This window comes from Labrenzia sp. VG12 (genome assembly GCF_002237595.1).
In the GTDB taxonomy this organism is placed as follows: domain Bacteria; phylum Pseudomonadota; class Alphaproteobacteria; order Rhizobiales; family Stappiaceae; genus Roseibium.
This window is the reverse complement of the sequence record NZ_CP022529.1, coordinates 741,455-764,168: the sequence shown is the minus strand read 5'-3', so window position 1 is coordinate 764,168 and position 22,714 is coordinate 741,455. Positions and strand designations below refer to the sequence as shown.

The window sequence follows — 22,714 nt, the reverse complement described above, 5'->3', positions numbered from 1 at the left end:
TAGAAAACGTGGCACTCGACACACCCAAACCTCTGGTCCTTTCCAACGCCAGAGTGATCGATCCGGCACGTGGCCTGGATGCGCCCGGATCGGTGATCATTGCCGATGGCACCATCCTTGCGGCGGGACCTGAAGCGGCCAATCAGGGCGCCCCCTACGGCGCGGAAATCGTCGACTGCAAGGGGGCTATCGCCTGCCCTGGCCTGATCGATTTCTGTGTCTCCGTCGGTGAACCCGGCGCCGAGCATCGCGAGACGCTTGCCAGCGCATCCGATGCTGCGGCCTCCGGCGGCATCACCACGATCTGCACCATGCCGGACACCGATCCGGTGATCGACGATCCTGCCCTTGTGGATTTCATCCTTCGGCGCGCCCGCGACACGGCAAGCGTCAACGTCCTGCCGCTTGCGGCCCTGACCAAGGGGCTGCAGGGCAACGAGATGAGCGAGATCGGCCTTCTGAAGGAAGCCGGTGCCGTTGCCTTCACCAATGGCCACAGGTCGGTCAAGAACGCCCAGGTGATGCGGCGCATGATGACCTATGCGCGGGATTTCGATGCGCTGATCATCCACCACACGGAAGACCCGGATCTTGCCGGCGGCGTCATGAATGCCGGCCTGAACGCCAGCTGGAAGGGCCTGTCGGGCGTGCCGCGGGAAGCTGAAATCATCATGCTGGAGCGGGATCTCCGCCTGGTCGCCATGTCGAAAGGCAAATACCACGCGAACCTGATCTCGACGTCAGACAGCGCTGATGTGGTGCGCGCCGGCAAGGCAAAAGGTCTCGACATCACCGCCGGGGTCTCGATCAACCACCTGACCCACAACGAGAACGACATCGGGGCCTATCGCACCTTCTTCAAGATGTCGCCGCCGCTGCGCGATGAGGACGACCGTCAGGCGATGATCGCCGCTGTCGCCGACGGCACGATCGACATCATCTGTTCCAACCATGACCCGCAGGACGTGGAAACCAAGCGTCATCCCTGGGCGGAGGCCGAGGACGGTGCGATCGGACTGGAAACACTGCTGGCGGCCGCGCTTCGGCTGTATCATTCCGAGCAGGTCGACCTTGTCACGCTCCTGGCCACGATGACCTGCCGTCCGGCGGACCGGCTGGGGCTTGAAACCGGCCGGCTTGCCAAGGGGGCTCCGGCGGATGTCACCGTTTTTGACCCTGACCGGCCCTGGGTCCTGGAAAAGAGCGCCATCCGTTCCCGGTCGAAGAATTCACCCTTTGAAGATGCACGGTTCTCCGGCCGGGTGCTGCGCACCGTTGTGGCCGGCAGGTCCGTTTATTCGCATAGTTGAAGCCGGGTCCCGCCGGATCATTCGCAAGGTTTTTTGAACCCCGACCTGCTTGGCGCCACAATTGTCGCCAAGCTGTCGGGTGTTTGAACAATGCGGATGAACCAGATGCGTTCGATTTTCATTTTGCCCTTGATGGTGTCCCTGCTGGGGAACCCGGCGGCGGCCGCCGACCTTTACATGAAATACAAACTCTATGCGCTGAGCCTGCCGATCGGCTCCGGTGTCCTTAATCTGGATGCTGACGAAGATGGTTATTCTCTCAGCGCCAACGGACAGACGGCGGCTTTCGGCAAGCTGGTGTCAGATGGCAAGGGAGCTGTCAAATCCAGCGGCAAGGTCAAGAACCTGTCGCTGGCCCCCGCCCGTTATGCGCTTGACCTCAAGAGCGAGGACGAGACCGGCACGGTTGCCCTGAACATGAAAGCCGGCAAGGTGGACAAGGTTGCGGTCAACCCGCCCCAGGACCGGATGAAGGAGCGGATCAAGGTCACCTCCGCGCATCTCAAGGACGTCCTCGACCCCTTGAGCGCCGCTCTGCTGCCGGCCCCCAAGGGGCTTGCAAAGGAAAGCTGCAACAGGACGCTGCGCATCTATGACGGCAAGGAGCGTTACGACGTCCATATGCGATACAAGTCCCGCCGCTCCGCACGGACCGCTGACGGCCGGTTCAAGGGAGACGTGCTGGTGTGCGGTGTTCGCTATGAGCCTGTCGCGGGACATCGGCCCAACCGAAAAACCATTCAGCAGCTGGCCGCCAACAAGTCGATGGAAGTCTGGCTGGCGCCCGTCGGCGACAAACCCTTTCTCGTGCCCCTGAGAGCCAGCATCTCCCTGCCCTTCGGATCGCTTGTCGTCGAGGCGGAGAAATACAAGCTGTCCAGGTGAAGCTGACGGGTCTTTCGCCTGCCGGCATTTTTAAAGAGATGGAAAACACCTGTTGCCTCTCTTGATCCATGCGCCCATGCCGGTACATTGCCATGACAATTCTTACAAATGTCACCGGAGTGCCTGAGGTTGCCTGATCCGATCAGCTGGGAATTCGCCTGGCCCTACTATCTTGCGGCCATAGTCTTCGGCTACCTGCTGGGCTCTATCCCGTTTGGCCTGATCTTTACCCGCATGGCCGGGCTCGGAGATATTCGCAAGATCGGATCCGGCAATATCGGCACCACCAATGTGTTGCGGACAGGCAAAAAGTCCGTTGCGCTGGCGACCTTGCTGGGAGATGGCCTCAAGGGCACGGTCGCAGTCCTGATCGTCGGCTACGCCTATGGTCAGGACATGGCAATCGTTGCAGGTCTCGGCGCCTTTCTCGGGCACCTCTTCCCTATCTGGCTGAAGTTCAAGGGTGGCAAGGGAGTCGCCACCTATCTCGGTATTCTGCTCGGGCTTTATTGGCCGGTGTTCCTGATCGCCGCCGCGATCTGGATCGTGATGGCTGCCGTCTTCCGCTATTCCTCCCTCTCCGCACTGACGATGACCCTGCTGACACCTATTCTGCTCTGGTTCGCGTTCCACCAGTTCCAGATGGCTGAAATGTTTGCGCTCCTCACGCTGCTGGCCTGGGTCAAGCATCACGAGAACATCGGCCGGTTGTTGCGGGGCCAGGAAAGCAAGATCGGCGCGAAGTCCAAACCGGCTCCGGAGGCAGCAAGCCCTCCGGGTGACGGGAGCGCTTGAGCGGCCCGGCCAACGATAAAACAAGCTGCCTCTCGGAGGCAGAACGGATCGATTGGCTTCGGCTAATACGGTCGGAAAACATTGGCCCCAGAACCTTCGTCGACCTTTTGTCCCATTGCGGAAGCGCACGGGAAGCGCTGGACCGCTTGCCGGAACTCTCCCGGCGTGGCGGCCGGAAAAGCTACCGGATCTGCCCTCCAGAAGCCGCCAAAGCTGAACTGGAAGCACACAGGCGCTTCGGTGCCCGACTTGTTGCCTTGGATGAGCCGGATTATCCGCAACACCTCAGACACATCGATGCGCCTCCACCGCTTTTGTCGGTGCTGGGTGGCGCGGCGCTTTCCAGAGAGCGCATGATAGGCATCGTCGGAGCGCGCAATGCTTCTCTTTCAGGACGCAAACTGGCCTCCCTTTTCGCAAGAGGACTGGGCGGGGAAGGATTTGCCGTTGCTTCGGGACTGGCACGCGGGATCGATGCAGCCGCCCATGAGGCTGCGATCCAGACCGGCACAATTGCCGTTTTTGCCGGCGGCATTGATGTCCTTTATCCGCCTGAGCACGACCGCTTGCTGAAAAACCTTGTTGATGCGGGCGGCGCGGCCATCAGTGAAATGCCTTTCGGCCTGAAACCCCGTGGCCGAGACTTCCCGCGGCGCAACCGCCTGATCTCCGGTGTTTCTCTCGGCGTGGTCGTGATCGAAGCTGCCAAGGCCTCCGGCTCCCTGCACACGGCCCGTTACGCCCTGGAGCAGAACAGGGAGATCTTCGCCGTCCCCGGATCTCCGCTCGATCCGCGCTCGGAAGGCGCCAATGGCCTGATCCGGCAAGGCGCCCTGCTGGTCACCTCGGCAGCAGATGTGCTGGAGGCCCTGTCGGACCGTCTTGAACCGGAGTTGCCAATATTCCGGCAGGATCCGTCCAGATTGATCAGAAAAGAGGCTTCAACGAACGCGAAAACCTTGTCGGATCCGGATCAGGAATGCCGCGACCAGATCCTGCAAGCCCTCGGACCAACCCCCGTCGATCTTGACGAACTGATCCGCTTCAGCGATGGCGATGCGCGCTCCGTCCACATCGTTTTGCTGGAACTGGAGCTTGCCGGACGGATTGAGCGGCATGCCGGCAACAAAATCTCCGCTCTTTATTGAAGGACAGTTTTAACTTGTTTCTCAGTGGATAACCGGTATCTGGAGCGGACCGCTTGACCCGGATGCCGCAAAGGTCCATTTGACAGGCGGCGCCTGATCCGTGATCGTCTGCGCCATCTGATCATCGCCAAGATCACCTTCTCCACCGGGCGGGGGCTCCGTTTCCGGCAAAAATTATTTGGGTAAGAATGAACGTCGTCATTGTGGAATCGCCGGCAAAAGCCAAGACGATCAACAAATATCTCGGCTCCGACTATACGGTCCTGGCCTCTTACGGGCACGTGCGCGATCTGCCGCCCAAGGACGGATCGGTCAAACCCGACGACGATTTCGCGATGAGCTGGCAGGTGGACAGCAAGTCCCAGAAGCGGCTGACAGAAATCGCCAATGCGGTGAAGGAAGCCGACCGTCTCATTCTCGCGACTGACCCCGACCGCGAAGGGGAAGCCATTTCCTGGCACGTATTGGAAGTCCTGCAGAAAAAACGCGTCCTGAAGGACAAGCAGGTTGAGCGGGTCGTGTTCAACGCGATCACCAAGAAGGCGATCCTGGAGGCGATGGACAATCCCCGTCAGCTGGATGCGCCCTTGGTTGATGCCTATCTGGCGCGCCGCGCCCTGGATTACCTCGTGGGCTTCACGCTCTCGCCCGTGCTCTGGCGCAAACTGCCGGGTGCCCGGTCCGCAGGCCGCGTGCAATCCGTGGCGCTGCGTCTGATCTGCGACCGGGAAATGGAGATCGAGACCTTCACGCCTCAGGAATACTGGTCGATCTTTGCCAACATGAAAACGCCGGCCGGGGACATGTTCCAGGCCGGCCTGACCGGTTTCGACGGCCAGAAGATCGGCCGCCTCGACATCAAGGACGAAGCCCAGGCCACAACCATCAAGACCATGCTGGAAAGCGCCAGCTTCAAGGTCGACAGTGTTGCTTCCAAGCCTGCCAGGCGCAATCCGGCGGCGCCGTTCACCACATCGACCTTGCAGCAGGAAGCCTCCCGCAAGCTCGGCTTTGCCGCGTCGCGCACCATGCAGGTCGCGCAGAAGCTCTATGAGGGCATCGCCATCGGCGGAGAAACCTCCGGCCTCATCACCTATATGCGTACCGATGGTGTCCAGATCGCAGGTGAAGCCGTTGCGGCCGCGCGTTCCGTCATTGCACAGGACTTCGGTGACAACTACGTTCCGGAAAAGCCGCGCGCCTATTCGTCAAAGGCGAAAAACGCCCAGGAGGCGCACGAAGCCATCCGGCCGACCGATCTGTCCCGTCGCCCGAAGGACGTTGCCCGCTTCCTTGATCCCGACCAGGCGAAACTCTATGAGCTGATCTGGAAGCGGACCATGGCCTCGCAGATGGAATCTGCGGTTCTGGAACGCACGACGATCGAAATCCTCGCTGACGGGTCCGGCAAACGCGCCAATCTGCGTGCGACCGGCTCGGTCGTTCGGTTCGACGGTTTCCTGGCGCTCTACCAGGAAGGCCGCGACGACGAGGAAGATGAAAGTTCCAAGCGCTTGCCTGCGGTGGATCAGGGCGCGGCTTTGACCGCGGCATCCGTTGACGGCAAGTCGGACCCGATCGAATCCAGCCAGCATTTCACCACGCCGCCGCCGCGCTACACCGAGGCCAGCCTGGTGAAGAAAATGGAAGAGCTCGGCATCGGCCGGCCCTCCACCTATGCCTCCACGCTGCAGACCCTGCGCGACCGCGACTATGTCGAACTCGACAAGAAACAGCTCGTTCCGCTGGACAAGGGCCGCATCGTCATCGCCTTCCTGGAAAGTTTCTTCCAGCGCTATGTCGAATTCGACTTTACCGCCAGTCTGGAAGAACAGCTCGACAAGATTTCCGCCGGCGAATTGTCCTGGCTGGACGTGCTGCGCGATTTCTGGACCGGCTTTTCCGGCGCGGTCGACGAAATCAAGGACCTGCGGGTCGCGGAAGTCATCGACGCACTCAACGAGCTGCTGGGTCCGCATATTTTCCCACCGAAGGAAGATGGCTCCGACGCCCGCAAATGCCCGTCCTGCGACAGCGGCCAGCTGTCCCTGAAAGTCAGCCGCTGGGGCGCCTTCATCGGCTGTTCCAACTATCCGGAATGCGGATATACCCGCCAACTCGGCAAGCCGAGCGGCGAAGATGGCGGTGTGGACGACGGCCCGAAGGTGCTCGGTCAGGATCCGGAAACCGGTCTGGATGTCTCATTGCGCACGGGCCGGTTCGGCCCCTATGTGCAGCTCGGCGAAGAAGCCAAGCCGAAACGGTCTTCTCTTCCCAAGGGCTGGTCGGCTGCCGACATGGATCTGGACAAGGCCCTGCAGCTTCTTTCGCTGCCGCGCGAAGTCGGACCGCACCCGGAAGACGGCAAGATGATCACGGCCGGCATCGGCCGCTACGGACCGTTTGTCCTGCATGAAGGCACCTATGCCAACCTGTCCTCCCCGGACGAGGTTTTCTCCGTCGGCATCAACCGCGCGGTTGATGCGTTGGCCGAAAAGCGGGCCAAGGGGGGCGGTCGGCGCGGCGCGGCCGCAACACCGCTGAAGGAGCTCGGCGAACATCCGGATGAAGGCGGGCCAGTCAATGTCTATGACGGCCGCTACGGTCCTTATGTCAAACACGGCAAGATCAATGCGACCTTGCCAAAGGACAGCGACCCGAAGGCGGTCACGCTGGAACAAGCGCTGGAGCTGATCGCTGCCAAGGCGGCCAAGGGTGGCACCAAGAAGAAAGCCGCGGCCAAGAAACCTGCAGCAAAGAAGACAGCAGCCAAGAAATCGGCCAACGGTGAAGACAAGCCGGCCACAAAAAAGACGGCAGCCAAGAAGACGACCGCCAAGAAGACCGCCAAGGCCAAGGTGGATACGTCGTCCGAAGAGGTGCCCTGGGATGATGCCACTTGAGCGCAAAACGGATAAAGCCGCGCAAACACAGCAATCGTAAACACGCCAAGGTTCCAGGTGAGATGCCCTCGCGAGAGGATATTCTCGCCTTTGTCGCCGACAATCCGGGCCGCGCCGGCAAGCGCGAGATTGCCCGTCATTTCGGGATAATCGGCGGCGCGCGCATTCACCTGAAGAAGATGCTCAAGGACCTTGCCGATGACGGCCTGATCGAAAAGCGCAACAAGCGCATGATCCGGCCCGGCGACCTGCCACCGGTTTTTGTCGCTCATCTGGCGGCCCGTGACCGCGATGGCGAATTGCTGGGCACGCCCGTTGACTGGGACGACGAGGCCGGCGACCCGCCCAAGATCCTTGTTCTGACCGGCAAGACCAAGGCCACCCAGCCCGGTCTCGGCGACCGGGCGCTGATCCGGCTGACGGAGGCTGAAACCGGGCCGGAGGCTGACCATGTGGCCCGCGTCATTCGAGTCCTGGAAAAGCGTCAGGGCGCCATTCTCGGCATCTTGAGAAAACGGGACGGCAACCGCCCGCCCTATCTCGAGCCGATCGACAGGAAGCAGCGCGAACTGGATGTCGACCCGGCCGAGATGAAGGAAGCGGACGACGGGGACCTGGTAAGTGTCCAGGTCAGCCGTTCCGGCCGGTATGGCCATCCGCGCGCGTCGATTGTCGAGCGTTTCGGCTCGATGAACTCCGAGAAGGCCGTTTCCGAAATCGCGCTTCAGTCGCATGGCATCCCGCATGTTTTCCCGGCAGCCGTCGAGGCACAGGCCGAAGCGGCAAAACCGGTGGAGAAGCTCGGCAAGCGTGAGGACTGGCGCCAGGTACCGCTGATCACCATCGACCCGCCGGACGCCAAGGACCATGACGACGCCGTCTATGCGGAACCGGATGAAGACCCGCAGAACGAAGGCGGGCACATTGTCTATGTCGCCATTGCCGACGTCGCACATTACGTGACACCGGGCTCACCGATGGACCGCGAGGCCAACCTGCGCGGCAATTCGGTCTATTTCCCGGACCGGGTGATCCCGATGCTGCCGGAGCGGATCTCCAACCAGCTGTGTTCGCTCAGGGAAAAGGAAGACAAGCCCGCGCTTGCTGTGCGCATGATCTTCGACAAGACCGGCCGCAAGACCGGTCACACGTTTCATCGCGTGCTGATGCGCTCGGCCGCAAAACTCTCCTACCTGCAGGCACAAAAGGCAATCGACGGCGTCACCGACGAGAAGACCGAAACGATCCTCGACGGCATCCTGAAGCCGCTCTGGGCTGCCTATGCGGTGCTCCAGAAAGGGCGTGATGCCCGCGAACCGCTGGAACTCGACCTGCCGGAGCGCAAGATCAAGCTGAAGGCAGACGGTACTGTCGATCACGTCTATGTGCCGGAGCGGCTGGACGCGCACAAGCTGATCGAAGAATTCATGATCCAGGCGAATGTTGCGGCAGCGCAAACGCTGGAGCAGAAGAAAACACCCCTGCTCTACCGGATCCATGACGCCTCCACGCCGGAAAAACTGGAAAGCCTGAAAGACTTCCTGTCGACGCTGAACATGAAACTGCCCTCCTCGGGCGGTCTCAGACCGTCCGCCTTTAACGGCATTCTGGCCAAGGTCAAGGACAGCCCACAGGCCCATCTCGTCAATGAAGTCGTGCTGCGGAGCCAGGCGCAGGCGGAATATGCCCCGCAGAATATCGGCCATTTCGGCCTCAACCTGCGGCGCTATGCCCATTTCACCTCTCCGATCCGCCGTTATGCAGACCTGATCGTGCACCGGGGTCTGATCTCGGCGCTCGGATTGGGCAATGACGGCCTGCCGGATGGCATCGAAAGCAAGCTGGAAGCCATCGGCGCGGAAATCTCGGGTGCTGAGCGCCGCGCGATGCTGGCCGAACGCGATACGATCGACCGGCTGATTGCGCTGTGGATGAGCGACCAGATCGGCGCAACCTTCCAGGGGCGCATCGCCGGCGTGGTCAAGTCCGGTCTGTTCGTGCGCCTGGAAGAGACCGGGGCAGACGGCTTCGTGCCGGCGTCCACCATCGGCCTCGACTACTATCGCTATGACGAAGGGTCGCATGCCCTGATAGGTGACAAATCCGGCGAGACCCACCAACTTGGCGATCAAGTGGAGGTCCGGCTTGTGGAAGCGGCCCCCTTTGCAGGCGCGTTGACCTTTGAACTGCTCAGCCACGGGCGGATTGCCGGCAAACGCATTCGCAAGGGCGCCCCGAAGGCCCGTCGCGGTCCGCCGAAAGGCAAACGCAACACCTCCTCCTCGAAGAACAAGGGTCGAAGGAGGACTTCGTGACGGTCCGTTACGATATGCACGAAACGATGCAGGCTCCCGAACCGCCTGCGGAAAAGCCGAAGCGCAAGATCATTCCCGCCATGCTGCGCGGTGCCCGGAACCGCTGCATGAACTGCGGCGAGGGCCAGGTCTTCGACGGCTTCCTGACAACCCGCCATGCCTGTGCAAAATGCGGTGAAGAGTTTCACCATCACCGCGCCGATGACGCGCCGCCCTATTTCACCATCACCATTGTCGGCCATATCGTGATCCCCGGCCTTTTGATCGTCGAGGTCCTGTGGCGCCCGGAACTCTGGATCCACATGTCGATCTGGATACCGCTGACCTTGATCCTGTCGTTGGGTCTGATGCGGCCGATCAAGGGAGCCCTGGTGGGTTTGCAATGGGCGCTCTACATGCACGGCTTCGATCCGGATGCGGAAGACGACCTGCCGCCACCGGCTCCGACACCGTCTGAAAGGACCACATGACCGGCACCTTTGAGAAGCAACTGGCGAAAGACGAGAAAGCGGGAGACTATCCCTATATTCGCCCGAAGGATGCAGCGACGCTGCTCATTCTCGACCGGGATGACAAGGGAACGGTCCGCCTCTTGATGGGCCGGCGCCATATGCGCCACACATTCATGCCCGGCAAATTCGTGTTTCCAGGTGGCCGGGTGGACCCGGGCGACTCCCGTATCGCCAATGTGCTGCCTTATCATCCGGATGTGGAATCCAGGCTGTTCAAGGATCTGAAAAACGCCAAGTCGGCGGCGCGGGTCCGCGCGCTCGCCCTGGCAGCCATTCGTGAAACCTATGAGGAGGCGGGCCTCTTCATCGGGCGCAAGACCGAGGCCGCTCCCCTTCGTCTTGGAGCCGGGTTTGAAGCCTTTGCCGAGCGGCACGTCCAGCCCGACCTAGGCGGCCTGCGCATGATCGCCAGAGCGATCACCCCGCCGCAGCGCCCGAGGCGGTTCGATACCCGTTTTCTCGCCGTCTGGGCGGATGCAATTGCAGACAGGTTGCCCGAAGGCCATGGCCCCTCCGGCGAACTGGAAGACTGTGCCTGGCTCACATTTGAAGAGGCGCGGGCAAAGGAACTGCCCATGATCACCACAAAGATCCTGGGAGACCTGGAAGAGCGTCTGGCGGCCGATCCGGAGCTGACACCGGCACCGTCTGTTCCCTATTACTTCTTCCGTAAGGGCGGCTTTGTCAGAGAAACGCTCTGATACCTCCACGAACGCCGGCCCCAGGCGCCCTGCCCGCTGTTTTCCTGAAAAGGGTCACACATGGAAAAGACTGCCATCGTCCCGGACGAGCTAGAGAGCTTCTACAGCGACTGGAAGATGTCGCCGGGACTGGCCTGCGGCGACTTTCTGTTCCTGACCGGTTTCACAGGTGCGGATGCCGACGGCACCCTGTCCACCGATCCGGAAAAACAGATGCGCAACGCCTTCCGCAAGATCGGTCTGGTTCTGGAAGAAGCGGGACTGGATTACAGTGCGCTTGTTGAAATGACCACCTACCACGTCGGGCTACGGGATCATCTTGCCCTGTTCAAGTCCGTCCGTGCTGACTATGTGCGCGAGCCCTACCCGGCCTGGACAGCCATTGAAGTCGCCGGATTCGTCCGCGAAGGCACCGTCATCGAAATCAAGGCGGTTGCCTGCCGCAGGCCCAGTTCCAGCTGAACTTGTGAGCCGGTGTTTCGCATAGCCTGGTGTTGCAGATCACCCAGGAGCGCAGCCGCTGAACGTGCAGGACTTTTTAACTGGCGAGTACCAGCAATCGCTTGACTTTCGCGCCACGATGAGTAGTTTGCGCGCTGATTTCAGACATTGGGGCAGATTCCTCGCCAGCCCATCTGGCCACAAGAACTCTTTGCCCGACAACAAAGAACAGGAACCACGGCCATGGCCAAGGCGACAACAATCAAAATCAAGCTGCTCTCCACGGCGGATACCGGTTTCTTCTATGTCACCAAGAAGAACTCCCGCACGATGACCGAAAAAATGGTCAAAAAGAAATACGACCCGATTGCCAAGAAGCACGTCGAGTTCAAGGAAGCCAAGATCAAGTAATCTTGCTTGCTGAAAGTTGCATCAAAAACCCGCCGGCGACGGCGGGTTTTTTGTTGACCGAACGGCAACGCTCATTACCCGGCAAACACAATCCCGCACGCTTTCCAGCGCCGGACATGCCGTCTCGAGCGGTTGATTTCTAAGCACAATTACGGCGGAGGAATTAGTGGTCGGCGGGAACACGGCATTCGAGGAGGCCACTCATCGGCCGGTTCCCAGCCGACCTGCCCCACGGACCCAGGAGATGCGGCGGACCTGAGCACTCCGAGGGGAAACTACTTTGCCAACTTAACGTTAGGTCAATTATGACCTCGTCAATGAGGCGATCAGGAAAATTCCTAACCTGTGATCACACTACCCTATTGTAACCCGAATGCAATAATTTCCATAAAATATACACAGAAACAATGCGATTTTAGTAAATCCGTAACCTTAATGTGAAGCTCGCACCAAGGTCCGCCAAGTGATTCTGCGCAACACAAGCGACTTCAGCCCTGCTTAGAGCTCGAAAACTTGTACAAATCTTGGTCTGAAAACTGAGCTGAGCGGTGCGACGCTCACGCCTCGCCGAGATAGGACCGAACCGTCTCGAGAAACTTCGCCACCGAAATAGGTTTGGAAATATAGGCTTCGCAGCCACCCTGGCGAATGCGTTCCTCATCGCCCTTCATGGCAAAGGCGGTGACCGCGATAACCGGAATGGACGAGATATCCTCGTCTTCCTTGATCCACTTAGTCACTTCCAGCCCGGACACTTCAGGCAATTGAATGTCCATCAGGATCAGGTCGGGATGGTGTTCACGCGCAAGACGCAGGGCCTCGATACCGGTCCGGGTTTGCAAGGTGTTGTAGCCGTGCGCTTCGAGCAGATCATGAAACAGTTTCATGTTCAGCTCGTTGTCTTCTACGATCAACACCGATTTTGCCATAAGTCCGGCCCTTCACCCGGCGGCTTGCCGGTCCCATTTATCTTTTTGCAGAGCTGAGCCTGCAGTAGAACCCTTCCCCGGTCCACATTAGGTTTCTTCTAACCCGGAATCGTTTCAGAAAGGCAAAAAAACACAATGAAAAATATGCAAGGCAAGTCATTGTCCGTTGAAGAAGCTCAGGGAATTGCCACAGAAGCGCTGCTTCAACTCAGCCGGGAACCCGAGCAAATCGGCCGATTTCTTGCCTTTTCAGGAATTGGACCGGAGATGATTCGCGATGCGGCCGGAGAACCCGGATTTCTTGCAGGAGTTCTTGAGTTCTACATGGCCGACGAAGCGCTTCTGCTTACTTTCTGCGAAAATGCCGGAATTCGACCGACAATGATTGCCGCTGCACGTTTTGCCCTGGCCGGAGGAGAGCCCGATTATGCCTGAACCGACCCCGGTGCTGCCGGAGGTCCTGGCACAGATTCACGCTCTGCCCACCTCCTCCCGCCCCCTCATCATTTGCGATGTCGATGAAGTCATTCTTCACATGATTGCGCATCTGGAGGACTATCTGAACGCGCGCAACCTGCGATTTCTCAATCACCAGTACCGTCTTACGGGGAATATCGGCCCTCACGACACCGATACCCCTTTGCCCGCAGACGATGTAAAACGTCACCTGCACACATTCTTCGACGAAGTCAGCCATCAACAGGAGATTGTTCCGGGAGCTGAAACGGCGCTGAAGGAACTCTCCACCGACTGGGACATTGTGCTCCTGACCAATCTGCCGGGAGGGCACAACAAACCGGCTCGGGAAAAACTGCTGTCCGGTCTCGGCGTGCCATTTCCGGTGGTGACCAACTCCGGCCCAAAGGGCGGTGCGGTTGCAGCACTGTCCGCGCAGCGTGCTCAGCCGGTCGTCTTCATTGACGACAGCCCGACCAATCACAGCTCCGTCAACGCATCCCTGCCCTCGTCGGTGCAGGTCCAGTTCATCGCCGATGCAAGGTTCCGGGCCAACATGCGCCAGGAAGATCACATCGACCTGCTCACCGGAGATTGGCAGGAGACGGCGAACTTCATTGGCGATATCCTGCGCTGACGAACAGCGCTGGACCAAGAAGAGCCGGACCGGTGACACAGCTCCCTATATCCAATCTCAGCCTTTGCCGGGATTGCGGCGCCCGATCGCAAGATAAGGGCGCCCGTTGCCTGACCTGTGGCAGCCCCCGGCTTGTTCGCCATGCCGAGCTGGACCAGCTGTCCATCGCCCACATCGATTGCGACGCCTTTTATGCAGCCGTCGAGAAACGCGACAATCCGGAGCTGCAGGATCTGCCCGTCATTATCGGCGGCGGCCAGAGGGGTGTCGTCTCCACCTGCTGCTATATCGCCCGGATCTACGGAGTGCGGTCCGCCATGCCGATGTTCAAGGCCATGGAAGCCTGCCCGCAGGCCGTGGTCATCAAGCCGAACATGGAAAAATACGCCAGGATCGGAAAAGACATTCGCGAGCGTATGCGGGCTCTCACACCACTGGTGGAACCGATCTCGATCGACGAGGCTTTCCTGGACCTCACCGGCACCGAGCGGCTGCACAAGGCGGTGCCGGCTGAGATCCTGGCAAGGTTTATCCGCGACCTTGAAACCGAGATCGGCATTTCTGCATCTGTCGGCCTCGCCCCCAACAAGTTTCTGGCAAAACTCGCGTCCGATCTTGAAAAACCACGCGGTTTCTCCGTCATCGGAGCAACCGAAGCCGAAACGGTGCTGGCGGGCATGCCGGTCGGTCGGATCTGGGGTGTTGGCAAGGTCTTCCAGAAGAAGCTTGAAAGGGACGGCATCCGAACCATCGGCCAGTTGCAGGAGATGGACGCCGCCGATCTGGCCCGCCGCTATGGATCGATCGGTCTGCGACTGGCTCGGCTTTCTCATGGCGACGACAGCCGGGACGTCACACCGCAGCGCGGCGCCAAGAGCGTGTCTTCCGAAACCACCTTCCGGACGGATATCTCGAGCTTCGAGACGCTGCGCCCGATCCTGAGAAACCTGTCGGAGAAAGTTTCTGCGCGATTGAAAAAGTCGGAGCTCTCGGGACGCGGTGTCACGCTGAAGCTGAAAACGGCTGACTTCAAGACCATCACGCGTGCGCGCCACCTGCAGGATCCGACCCAGCTTGCCGACCGCATATTCGCAGCGGGCGAGGATCTGCTCGCAGCAGAAACGGATGGCAGGCGGTTCAGGCTGATAGGCATCGGCGTCAGCGATCTGGAAACGGCCGAGCAGGCAGACCCGCAGGATCTTGTCGATCGCGATGCCGAACGGCGCAAGAATGCGGAGCTGGCGGTAGACCGGCTCCGCGACAAGTTCGGAAAGTCGGCTGTGGAACTCGGCCTGACTCACGCCGCCCGTTCCGAAGGACAAGCCAAAAAGACCGGCGGAAACTGACCACCACCAGTCTTTCGGCGATCAGTCTTGCGGGCAGTCGCCTTCTTCGTAGAGTTCAAGCGACGCCATCTTTCCGTGAATGGTGAAGTCGCCATAGTCGAGTTTCAGATGGCTGCTGATACCGTTTTCATAGAGGCGGAAAGCCAATTGGTAGACAGGCATCAACTCGCCTGACGCGTCATCCTTGCTCGGGTCGAAATAGGCGACGGTGACAGGCCAGTAGGTTTCGCCATCCAGCGACGCGGCCACTGCGTCCGCATTTCCCTGCAGGTCGTTGACGGCTCTGGTGCCAATGACCGTGGTTGTGGCATAGACTTTTTCGCCAGTCTCCGCGCCGTCATAGATGTCAGCCGCCAGGAAGTGCACATTCTCGTCTGCCGCTTTCAATATGGCGAGAAGATGCTCGGTCGGAAACAACACGTCGCCGCCGATTTCCAGCGACTTTTCCGCCGGCTGTTTCAACTCAACCGTCCTGGCATCTGCGCCTGCATGCGCCGTCCCGCGGGTTTCCTCAACCAGCTTCTGATCAACAAAGGTCTTGGACAGGAACTGATAACTTGCGGCCGCCGGCTCCTCGAACGACGTCGTCTGCAGATCCGTGATCTGGGAGCCGCCGTTGGTGTCCTGGAACTCCGTCACGAAGCGGAAATTGACGCTGTATCCCTCGCAGGCATTGCCGGAGAAATCATAGACCATGCGCCCGCTCAGCCCTGCGATTCCGGCCTGTTCTTCGGTGTCGCCGAGCTTCATGTCATAGACGGCCCTGTGCGGCGCCAGCTTCTGCCCTGCAGACGCCCCTGCGCCTGCTGCCAGGACCGGCGTCCCCTGTCCAATCACCAAAGCTGCGGCACAGAACAAAGCACCTACAGAGAGCGGCAGTGATTTCGGAGCGACTTGCATCAAATTTCCTCTTAACTCGTCCTGAGACGGCCTGTTTGACCAGTCCTCGAGGCCCATTATGCGGCAAAAGACGTGTTTCGCCACATGGAATAGTACCGCCACCGTTTCTTTCCCCCCGTTCATCTGCGCGCCTGGGTTCAACTGCAGCGCTTTCCGCCCTCAAACACAACAGGACCGCCAGCCAGGACGCGCTCCAAAATGTCGTTTTTGGCCTTGTCACCTCTGCCGAATTGGGCCAAGACACGCCAGGATTTTTGGAACCAGGAGACGGCCGATGAGCACGATTGAAGCCCGCTTGAACGATCTGGGGGTCACCCTGCCGGAAGCTGCCGCACCGGCGGCAAACTATGTGCCCTTCGTGAAGACCGGCAATCAGCTCTTCATTTCCGGACAGCTGCCGATGGCAGACGGCAAGATCCAGGTCACCGGCAAGCTCGGCGATACGCTCAGCATCGAAGATGGCAAAACAGCCGCACGGCTGTGTGCCATCAATCTGCTTGCCCAGGCAAAGGCCGCAACCGGCGACCTGGAAAAAGTCGTTCGTCTGGTGAAGATCGTCGGGTTCGTGAATTCCACTGCCGACTTCGGTGACCAGCCGCAGGTCATCAACGGCGCGTCCGACTTCCTTGTTGAAGCCATGGGCGACAAGGGACGTCACGCTCGCTCTGCCGTCAGCGCAGCCTCCCTGCCATTCGGCGTTGCGGTCGAGATCGAAGCCATCTTCGAGATCGAAGCCTGATATTTTGCCCGGTGCCCCGGACGGGGCGCCTCCTGCCCGTTCCTGCAGACCGTTGTCATGACCCCGGATCTAGAAGCCATTTTCGCACGTCCGATTGCTCATCGTGGCTATCACAATGCCGATGATGGCATTATCGAAAACACCCCCTCCGCCATCCAGAAATCTGTCGAGCATGATTTCGCCATCGAGGTCGATGTTCAGGAAACAGCCGATGGCCAGGCACTGGTGTTTCACGACTATACGCTGGATCGCCTGGCAGAAGGCAGTGGACGCGTGATCGAACAGCAGTCGGCTGATCTTCTGAAAATCCACATGAAAACCGGGACGGATCGGTTGTGGCTGCTTCAGGACCTGTTCGAACTGGTTGACGGCAAGGTTCCGCTGGTCATCGAAATCAAGTCCCTGCTGCGCCGCGATGCCCAGGGCGACTTTGTCCGGCACATTGCCGATCAGGTCGCCGCCTATAAGGGATCGGCCTGCATCAAGTCCTTTGACCCGGACATGTTGTCGATTGCCAGGGGTCATCAGCCCAATGTGTTGCGCGGCATCGTTGCCGACGGCGCCGAGCCGGGTCCGGATTATGTCCGCTATGGCCGGGTCGACCGGTTCATTCTACGCCATATCCTGCATGCTCCGCGTACACGTCCGCATTTCGTTTCCTATGGTGTCAAGGACCTGCCCAAGGCCGGGCCGAGCCTGTTGCGGTCGATGTTCAAGCTGCCCCTGATGTGCTGGACCGTTCGGACAAGAGATCAGCGCGAGCGCGCGGCCCGCTATGCGGACCAGATCGTGTTCGAAGGGTTCGATCCGGACAAATCCGCCACATGACGGCAGACATCCGGGCGATGTCCCGGCGCCCTTGCGCCGCAACATGAATGCGCTACATCTAGGGCATGAGTTTACTGGTCGGTTTCTTCTAAGGCATGACAACCCACGGGCCCGAACACGGCACGTCGACGGACGCATCGCGCGCTCAGGATGCCGTCACGCTGCGCATCCTGTCGTCTCTGAAAGACATTTCCGCCGCCGATTGGGATCGCGTGGCGAACCCGGGCTGGAAACTGTCCGGCGCAGGCATCCTGGAAAAACAGGCGCCCGGTCTGTCCGAAGACGATCTCTCCAGCTTAATCCCCTCCGACGATGAAGCCGTTTCTGAAGAAACCGACTTCAACCCTTTCTTGTCACACGCTTTTCTTGAGGCATTGGAGACGTCTGGCTGCGCCACCAGCGAGACCGGCTGGTTGCCGCGACACATGGTTCTGCAGGAATCGTCCGGCGCGATCATTGGTGCTGTTCCCGCCTATCTGAAGAGCCACTCCCAGGGTGAATATGTGTTCGACCACGGTTGGGCGGATGCATTCTACCGGGCGGGCGGCGACTACTATCCGAAACTGCAGATCTCGGTTCCTTTCACGCCAGCCACCGGGCGTCGGTTTCTGACGGCAGCCGGCATCAACCGGGAGGCCGGGCTGCAGGCGCTTGCCGCCGGGCTTGTCCAGGTCTGCCAGCGGTCCGGCGCCTCCTCTGTTCATGCGACTTTTCTCACCAGGCCGGAATGGAACAGCCTCGGTGAACTGGGCTATCTCCGGCGAACAGATCAGCAGTTTCACTGGGAAAATCAGGGATATGACAGTTTCGAGGACTTTCTGGCGGACCTTGCATCTCGCAAGCGCAAGGCCATCCGGAAAGAACGCCGCGAAGCGCTGAAGGCGGAAGGACTAGAGGTCGAGTGGGTCACCGGAAAAGACCTGACCGAGGCACACTGGGATGCGTTCTACAGTTTCTACATGGACACCGGCTCCCGCAAATGGGGCCGTCCTTATCTGAACCGGACCTTCTTTTCACTGATCAATGAGCGTCTGGCGAAGCGCACCTTGCTGGTCCTGGCCAAGCGGGACGGACGCTATATCGCCGGTGCGCTCAACTTTATCGGCTCAGAAACCCTGTTCGGACGCCATTGGGGCTGCACGGAACACCACCCTTTCCTGCATTTTGAACTTTGTTACTACCAGGCCATCGATTTCGCGATTGCCCGCGGTCTCAAGCGTGTTGAAGCAGGCGCCCAGGGCGCCCACAAGCTGGCCCGAGGCTACCTTCCAACGACGACCTATTCGGCGCACTGGATCGCCCATGAAGGCCTGCATGATGCCGTCGCCGACTTCCTGGAGCACGAGCGCCGCGCCGTTGAGCGGGAGAACGAAGCTCTTGCCGAACATGCGCCCTTCCGCAAGGCGGAATAGCTGCACCGACGGAAAGTACGATTCAGTCAGGAGAAACGAAGCTGCATCTCGTATTGCTGCAAAAGTTCCTGAGCGCCGACATGTTCCAGAAATCCGTTCTGCGTCGCCGCACTTTCATCGACGTTGACGAATGTCAGAGCGTCTTCACCTGCTGCCTGCCATAGCGCCCGCAGGATTGCCCTGCCCAGCCCCTTTCTGCGGACGGAGTGATGGACAGCAATCTGAGCCACCGCACCGTCCGGATAGACCGCCCCCCAACCGAGCAGTTCGCCCTCCACCTCGATACCGAGCAGATGATGATCGGGACTGAGCGCCTGAAGGGCACACCGGCCATTTTGCGGCGTCGGCTCGGTGTCGAAAAACCCGTCGGTCTCAGTTGGAATTCGGGACAGATCCAGTGGATGCGGCACATAATCAAGGCTTTGCGAAGCCGGTTCCGACGACAGCTTCAAGACCCGCAAAGTCCGGTGACGATAGAACCCCATGGCCTCATAGGAGCTGATTGCGGCCTCGTTGGTGGTGATAACCTCCAGCTGCAGACCTTTTGAGCCGGAAAGCCGCTGCTGCGCGGTCACAGCATCCAGAAGCTGTCGCGACAGTCCCTTGCGCCGGTGATCCGGCAGCGTGCCAACGGAAAGCGTATAGGCCAGCGACCCGTATTCCGCCCGGGGCTTTCCGGAAAACCAGAATGCGGCAATGTCGTCCCCCTGACGAGCCACAAAAGAGTGCTCAGCTGAAAAACCACGCTGGCGCTGGAACGTCCTGAACGCTGTTTCAGACAATTTGAGCGGGATCACATAATCTGAAAACGCGGCATTCATTGCAGCGCATAACTGCGCCGGCGCAAGGTCGCAGCAATCGGAAATACGATAATTCATGGCAATTTTCCCGAGCATTCCCTGTTTCATCTTAAAAAATGTACCGTAATTATCGCAATATTCAACAAGCTCCACCGAGGCACGAGAAAGAAAAACATTCAACCTACCGTACTCTTTGTTAAATACTCACTAATCGATTTAACTTCTTTTCTTTTTCATTACTTCCTCAAAGTAACCTTTTCGTCACTTCCCGGCGTTACCAACAAGATCATAACAATCAGATTTGCCTCCACCTTTCAGGAAGGAACCCCCATGAAACATGTTCTTGGCATCGCAGCCCTGTCTGCCTTCGTACTGGCTGCACCGGTCCAGGCCGCCGACGTCAACCTGACCACAGAAGAGTACAAGCCTTTCAACTACATGGATGGCGACAAGATTGTCGGCTTCGGCGCTGAACAGGTGTTCGAAATCATGAACCGGGCCGGCCTTTCCTATGAAGTGGAAATGGCACAATGGTCCCGCGCGATCGGCCTGGCTGAGAAAGAAGCTGACTACTGCGTTTTCACCGCGTCGCACACGGAAGAACGCGATCCGAAATTTGTCTGGGTCGAGCCGCTGAACGTCGACCGGACGCTCCTGATCAAGAAGGCCGGCTCTGATGTCAATCCGGGCAGCATCGACGACGCCAAGGCCTTCACCGTCGGCACCCAGTCTCAGGACTATACGGAGTCCCTCCTGAAACAGCAGGGTTTCCCGAAAATCGACGCCGCCAAGAACATGGAAACAACCCTGAAGAAACTCGACGCCGGCCGTGTCGACATGGTTGCCGTTTCCGAGGCCTTCTACAACAGCCTGAAGAAGGACGGAAAAGACGTCGACCTCGCAGTGGTTCTTTCCGAAACGGTCCTGTCGATGGCCTGTAACCCGGGCACCAATGCAGACAACGTCAAGAAGATGCAGGATGCGCTGAAGTCCATGATCGACGACGGCACCCAGGCAAAGATCCTGGCGAAATACGAATAAGTCGCCAAACGCGACAAGATGAAACGGCCGCCCCTCGGGCGGCCGTTTTTGTATTCACTTCGTGATCCTGCCGCGAGAGCGGCTAGTTGAAGCTCTCCGCCACATCATACATGACAGGTTCGAAGCTCTTGCAAAGCGCACTGATACGCCGGTTGCGCTCGCGCATCTCCGGTGTCCTGAGCATTGCGAGGAAGTCTTCTCGCCGCCGCCACTGCGAATAATTGGCGATCCGTGTCTGGGCGTCATTGACATGAAGCCCCGCGCCGATGAAACCGGGCTGGTGCTGAATGAAACTTTCATAGGCGTCCTTCAGCTCATCCAGCAGATCAAAGCAGGTCCCCGGTGTCATTTCAAAGGTCGTGATAACGGTCTGACAATCGCGGTCACTTGAAATCTCAGGCATGACTCTCCTCCTCGGTCGGTCAGAAGAGGCTGGCACGTTTTGGAATTGCCGACAACATGGGGAGGATTACGTGGGGCGAAGGATTTGTGTCAGTAGACCTCGCCTTCCAGCGAAACCCCCTCAACGGCCATCTCGCCAACGGCCTGCTGCGCCAATGACAGCAGTTTTTCATAGTGCCCCGTCCTCGAGCTGCCGCTACGCCAGACAAAATACATCAGCCGGCGCATCGGCAGGCCGTCGACCTTCTTGAGCAACAGATCCGGTTCCTTACCGAATTCAGAAGCAATATAGGCCGCCGGGAACAGGGCCAGACCCATGCCGATCGACGCCATCTGGCGCATGGCATCGAGGCTCGTGCCCTCGTAATCCTGCCGGAATTCCGCCCCTGCAGCGCGGGCAAGCGCCTGAACGTCGTCATGCAGGCGAAAGCCCTGGCTGAGGGCAAGCAGCTTTTCCCCTTTCAGCATGTCGATCGGAATGACGTCGAGGCCCGCCAGCGGGTGGGATTTCGGTACCGCCAGGGCAACACTCTCATGGCAGAGAATTTTTGCACTCCACACCTCCGACGGCGTGATATCCGGCGTCAGGATGCAATCCAGGCTGCCGGACGCGAGCGCCTCCTCCAGAAGATTGGGCCTGTCCTCGCGGATATAGAGCTCCAGATCCGGGAAGGTTTGTTTCAGAATCGGCAGTAGGAACGGCATGAAATATGGCCCGAATGTGGGCGACACACCGAGGCGGATCAAGCCGCCCAGATTGTCCTGGCCCGCCTGGGCCGCCGTCACGATTTCGTCGAGGTTTTCAAGGGCCTGACGCGCCAGGGGCAGCAGCCGCTCACCCGCTGCGGTGAGGGAGATGCCCCCGGCCCCGCGTTCCAGCAGCGCGACCCCGAGATGATCCTCCAACAGCTTGAATTGAGAAGACAAAGTCGGTTGCGACACGTGGCATGAAGCGGCCGCGCGGCCAAAGTGGAGCGTCTCGGCAAGTGCCACGAAATAATCCAGTTGTCGTGGCGACGGACGGAACCGCATGCCGACCTCCCTTGCGATAGATTTTCTCTATCACAATAATACAAACAATGTATTTCCTCTATGCCGGTTTTGTTCCCATATCCAGTGTGTCCACAGAGTGAGCCAACCGGAAGAGGAGGAAAGCCATGTACAACCGACTGAAATCCTTGCGCAGCCAGCACAACACCCTGGATTCGCTGATCCGCCGAGAAGAGGGGCACCCCTATCCGGACGCTCAGCACATCCGCTCCTTGAAGAAATTCAAATTGCGCCTGCGTGACGAGATCACTCGCATCGAGACAAGTCTGAACGCCAACCGTCTGGCCTACTGACGGCGCCCCCTTACGAAACGGAGCTTGAAATGCCGATGTTCTGGCCCTTTTTTTCTGTCATGTCCGCCGTACCGCCCCAGCTTCAAAGACGCACCCGGTTGCAGGACCTGGATGCCCGCATGACGTCGTTCCTGTCTGAAAAGCAGGTCTCGAGCACCGCTTGCCCCAAGGTGCTCGACAACGTCAAGGCCGCCAGGTCCAAAGTCCAGCGCGAGATGGCCACAGCACGCTAGGTCTGCAAGTCAATCGCATGATTGACCAGGCAAATGACCAGTGCCCATTGCCCCATCCCGGACAACCGCCGTCCGGATCCTGATGGCCGTCCATAGCTGGACTGCCCGCCCGCACAGGCCTCGCGGGCGGGCTTTTCTTTTTGAATTGCGCCCAGGCCTCAAAGAGGCCGGCAAGGGACCCTTACGCTACGCGAGGACGTTGAAAAACTGAATCCAAAAGGTTTGCC

The 22,714-nt window shown here is 59.4% G+C and carries 24 protein-coding genes; 19 read left to right on the top strand and 5 right to left on the bottom strand.

Annotated features, from left to right (window positions below; all coding sequences use genetic code 11):
* The first annotated feature begins 8 nt into the window (after positions 1–8).
* The 10 genes from CHH27_RS03520 (at position 9) to rpmG (ending at position 11,421) form a co-directional block, all read left to right on the top strand.
* On the top strand, positions 9–1,310 hold the full coding sequence (locus CHH27_RS03520; RefSeq protein WP_094070353.1) for a dihydroorotase: 1,302 nt from the start codon (positions 9–11) through the stop codon (positions 1,308–1,310).
* A gap of 105 nt (positions 1,311–1,415) precedes the next feature.
* Entirely contained in the window at positions 1,416–2,195 is a 780-nt protein-coding gene (locus CHH27_RS03515; RefSeq protein ID WP_157738663.1) for a DUF3108 domain-containing protein, read from the top strand.
* Between the two features lie 129 nt (positions 2,196–2,324).
* Complete coding sequence (gene plsY / locus CHH27_RS03510) at positions 2,325–2,990, top strand: glycerol-3-phosphate 1-O-acyltransferase PlsY (protein ID WP_094074493.1); 666 nt, start codon at positions 2,325–2,327, stop codon at positions 2,988–2,990.
* Positions 2,987–4,138 carry a DNA-processing protein DprA gene (dprA, locus tag CHH27_RS03505; protein WP_094070351.1) on the top strand — a complete coding sequence of 384 codons (1,152 nt, stop codon included), beginning with the start codon at positions 2,987–2,989 and terminating at the stop codon, positions 4,136–4,138. Before plsY ends, dprA begins: the two co-directional genes overlap by 4 nt.
* Before the next feature lie 188 nt (positions 4,139–4,326).
* On the top strand, positions 4,327–7,041 hold the full coding sequence (gene topA, locus CHH27_RS03500) for a type I DNA topoisomerase (RefSeq protein ID WP_094070350.1): 2,715 nt from the start codon (positions 4,327–4,329) through the stop codon (positions 7,039–7,041).
* Between the two features lie 62 nt (positions 7,042–7,103).
* On the top strand, positions 7,104–9,356 hold the full coding sequence (rnr, locus tag CHH27_RS03495; protein ID WP_198338439.1) for a ribonuclease R: 2,253 nt from the start codon (positions 7,104–7,106) through the stop codon (positions 9,354–9,356).
* Positions 9,353–9,826, top strand: a complete 474-nt coding sequence (locus tag CHH27_RS03490; RefSeq protein ID WP_371681817.1) for a DUF983 domain-containing protein — start codon at positions 9,353–9,355, stop codon at positions 9,824–9,826. Before rnr ends, CHH27_RS03490 begins: the two co-directional genes overlap by 4 nt.
* On the top strand, positions 9,823–10,569 hold the full coding sequence (locus CHH27_RS03485) for an NUDIX hydrolase (RefSeq protein ID WP_094070348.1): 747 nt from the start codon (positions 9,823–9,825) through the stop codon (positions 10,567–10,569). Before CHH27_RS03490 ends, CHH27_RS03485 begins: the two co-directional genes overlap by 4 nt.
* 60 nt (positions 10,570–10,629) lie before the next feature.
* Positions 10,630–11,031, top strand: coding sequence for a RidA family protein (locus tag CHH27_RS03480; protein ID WP_094070347.1), 402 nt, complete (start codon positions 10,630–10,632; stop codon positions 11,029–11,031).
* A 222-nt stretch (positions 11,032–11,253) separates the two neighbouring features.
* Positions 11,254–11,421, top strand: a complete 168-nt coding sequence (gene rpmG, locus CHH27_RS03475) for a 50S ribosomal protein L33 (RefSeq protein WP_094070346.1) — start codon at positions 11,254–11,256, stop codon at positions 11,419–11,421.
* A gap of 557 nt (positions 11,422–11,978) precedes the next feature.
* On the opposite strand, the gene CHH27_RS03470 is transcribed toward rpmG, so the two are convergent.
* Positions 11,979–12,350 carry a response regulator gene (locus tag CHH27_RS03470; RefSeq protein WP_094070345.1) on the bottom strand — a complete coding sequence of 124 codons (372 nt, stop codon included), beginning with the start codon at positions 12,348–12,350 and terminating at the stop codon, positions 11,979–11,981.
* A 135-nt stretch (positions 12,351–12,485) separates the two neighbouring features.
* Here CHH27_RS03470 and CHH27_RS03465 point away from each other — a divergent pair, with 135 nt between their 5' ends.
* From CHH27_RS03465 to CHH27_RS03455, 3 genes are read left to right on the top strand one after another with little or no spacing between them, the layout of a single operon-like run.
* Positions 12,486–12,785: a DUF3572 domain-containing protein gene (locus CHH27_RS03465; protein ID WP_094070344.1), complete on the top strand. Its 300-nt coding sequence runs from the start codon at positions 12,486–12,488 to the stop codon at positions 12,783–12,785.
* Positions 12,778–13,443, top strand: coding sequence for an HAD family hydrolase (locus CHH27_RS03460; protein WP_094070343.1), 666 nt, complete (start codon positions 12,778–12,780; stop codon positions 13,441–13,443). The genes CHH27_RS03465 and CHH27_RS03460 overlap by 8 nt, the downstream gene beginning before the upstream one ends.
* Positions 13,444–13,475: 32 nt before the next feature.
* The gene (locus CHH27_RS03455) at positions 13,476–14,789 is read left to right on the top strand and encodes a DNA polymerase IV (protein ID WP_094070342.1); all 1,314 of its coding nucleotides are present in this window, start codon (positions 13,476–13,478) and stop codon (positions 14,787–14,789) included.
* Between the two features lie 21 nt (positions 14,790–14,810).
* Here the strand turns inward: CHH27_RS03455 and CHH27_RS03450 are convergent, their stop codons facing one another.
* The gene (locus CHH27_RS03450) at positions 14,811–15,626 is read right to left on the bottom strand and encodes a cell envelope integrity EipB family protein (RefSeq protein ID WP_208988507.1); all 816 of its coding nucleotides are present in this window, start codon (positions 15,624–15,626) and stop codon (positions 14,811–14,813) included.
* 337 nt (positions 15,627–15,963) lie between these two features.
* On the opposite strand from CHH27_RS03450, the gene CHH27_RS03445 reads away from it, so the two are divergent.
* From CHH27_RS03445 to CHH27_RS03435, 3 genes are all read left to right on the top strand, one after another.
* Entirely contained in the window at positions 15,964–16,428 is a 465-nt protein-coding gene (locus CHH27_RS03445; protein WP_094070341.1) for a RidA family protein, read from the top strand.
* A gap of 57 nt (positions 16,429–16,485) precedes the next feature.
* Positions 16,486–17,256, top strand: a complete 771-nt coding sequence (locus CHH27_RS03440) for a glycerophosphodiester phosphodiesterase family protein (RefSeq protein ID WP_094070340.1) — start codon at positions 16,486–16,488, stop codon at positions 17,254–17,256.
* Between the two features lie 95 nt (positions 17,257–17,351).
* Positions 17,352–18,668 (top strand): GNAT family N-acetyltransferase, encoded by a 1,317-nt coding sequence (locus CHH27_RS03435; RefSeq protein WP_094070339.1) that lies wholly within the window; start codon positions 17,352–17,354, stop codon positions 18,666–18,668.
* Positions 18,669–18,694: 26 nt separating this feature from the next.
* On the opposite strand, the gene CHH27_RS03430 is transcribed toward CHH27_RS03435, so the two are convergent.
* Entirely contained in the window at positions 18,695–19,546 is an 852-nt protein-coding gene (locus CHH27_RS03430; RefSeq protein ID WP_198338341.1) for a GNAT family N-acetyltransferase, read from the bottom strand.
* Positions 19,547–19,798: 252 nt separating this feature from the next.
* On the opposite strand from CHH27_RS03430, the gene CHH27_RS03425 reads away from it, so the two are divergent.
* Complete coding sequence (locus CHH27_RS03425; protein ID WP_094070337.1) at positions 19,799–20,509, top strand: ABC transporter substrate-binding protein; 711 nt, start codon at positions 19,799–19,801, stop codon at positions 20,507–20,509.
* A gap of 82 nt (positions 20,510–20,591) precedes the next feature.
* Here CHH27_RS03425 and CHH27_RS03420 read toward each other — a convergent pair whose 3' ends face one another.
* Both CHH27_RS03420 and CHH27_RS03415 read right to left on the bottom strand, forming a co-directional pair.
* A complete protein-coding gene (locus tag CHH27_RS03420) occupies positions 20,592–20,912 on the bottom strand; it encodes an antibiotic biosynthesis monooxygenase (protein ID WP_094070336.1) in 321 nt (106 codons plus the stop codon).
* 89 nt (positions 20,913–21,001) lie between these two features.
* Complete coding sequence (locus tag CHH27_RS03415) at positions 21,002–21,943, bottom strand: LysR substrate-binding domain-containing protein (protein WP_094070335.1); 942 nt, start codon at positions 21,941–21,943, stop codon at positions 21,002–21,004.
* 125 nt (positions 21,944–22,068) lie between these two features.
* On the opposite strand from CHH27_RS03415, the gene CHH27_RS03410 reads away from it, so the two are divergent.
* Together CHH27_RS03410 and CHH27_RS03405 are read left to right on the top strand one after the other, a co-directional pair.
* Positions 22,069–22,254 carry a YdcH family protein gene (locus CHH27_RS03410; protein WP_094070334.1) on the top strand — a complete coding sequence of 62 codons (186 nt, stop codon included), beginning with the start codon at positions 22,069–22,071 and terminating at the stop codon, positions 22,252–22,254.
* A gap of 35 nt (positions 22,255–22,289) precedes the next feature.
* Positions 22,290–22,487 (top strand): hypothetical protein, encoded by a 198-nt coding sequence (locus CHH27_RS03405; protein ID WP_198338340.1) that lies wholly within the window; start codon positions 22,290–22,292, stop codon positions 22,485–22,487.
* The last annotated feature ends 227 nt before the right edge of the window (positions 22,488–22,714 follow it).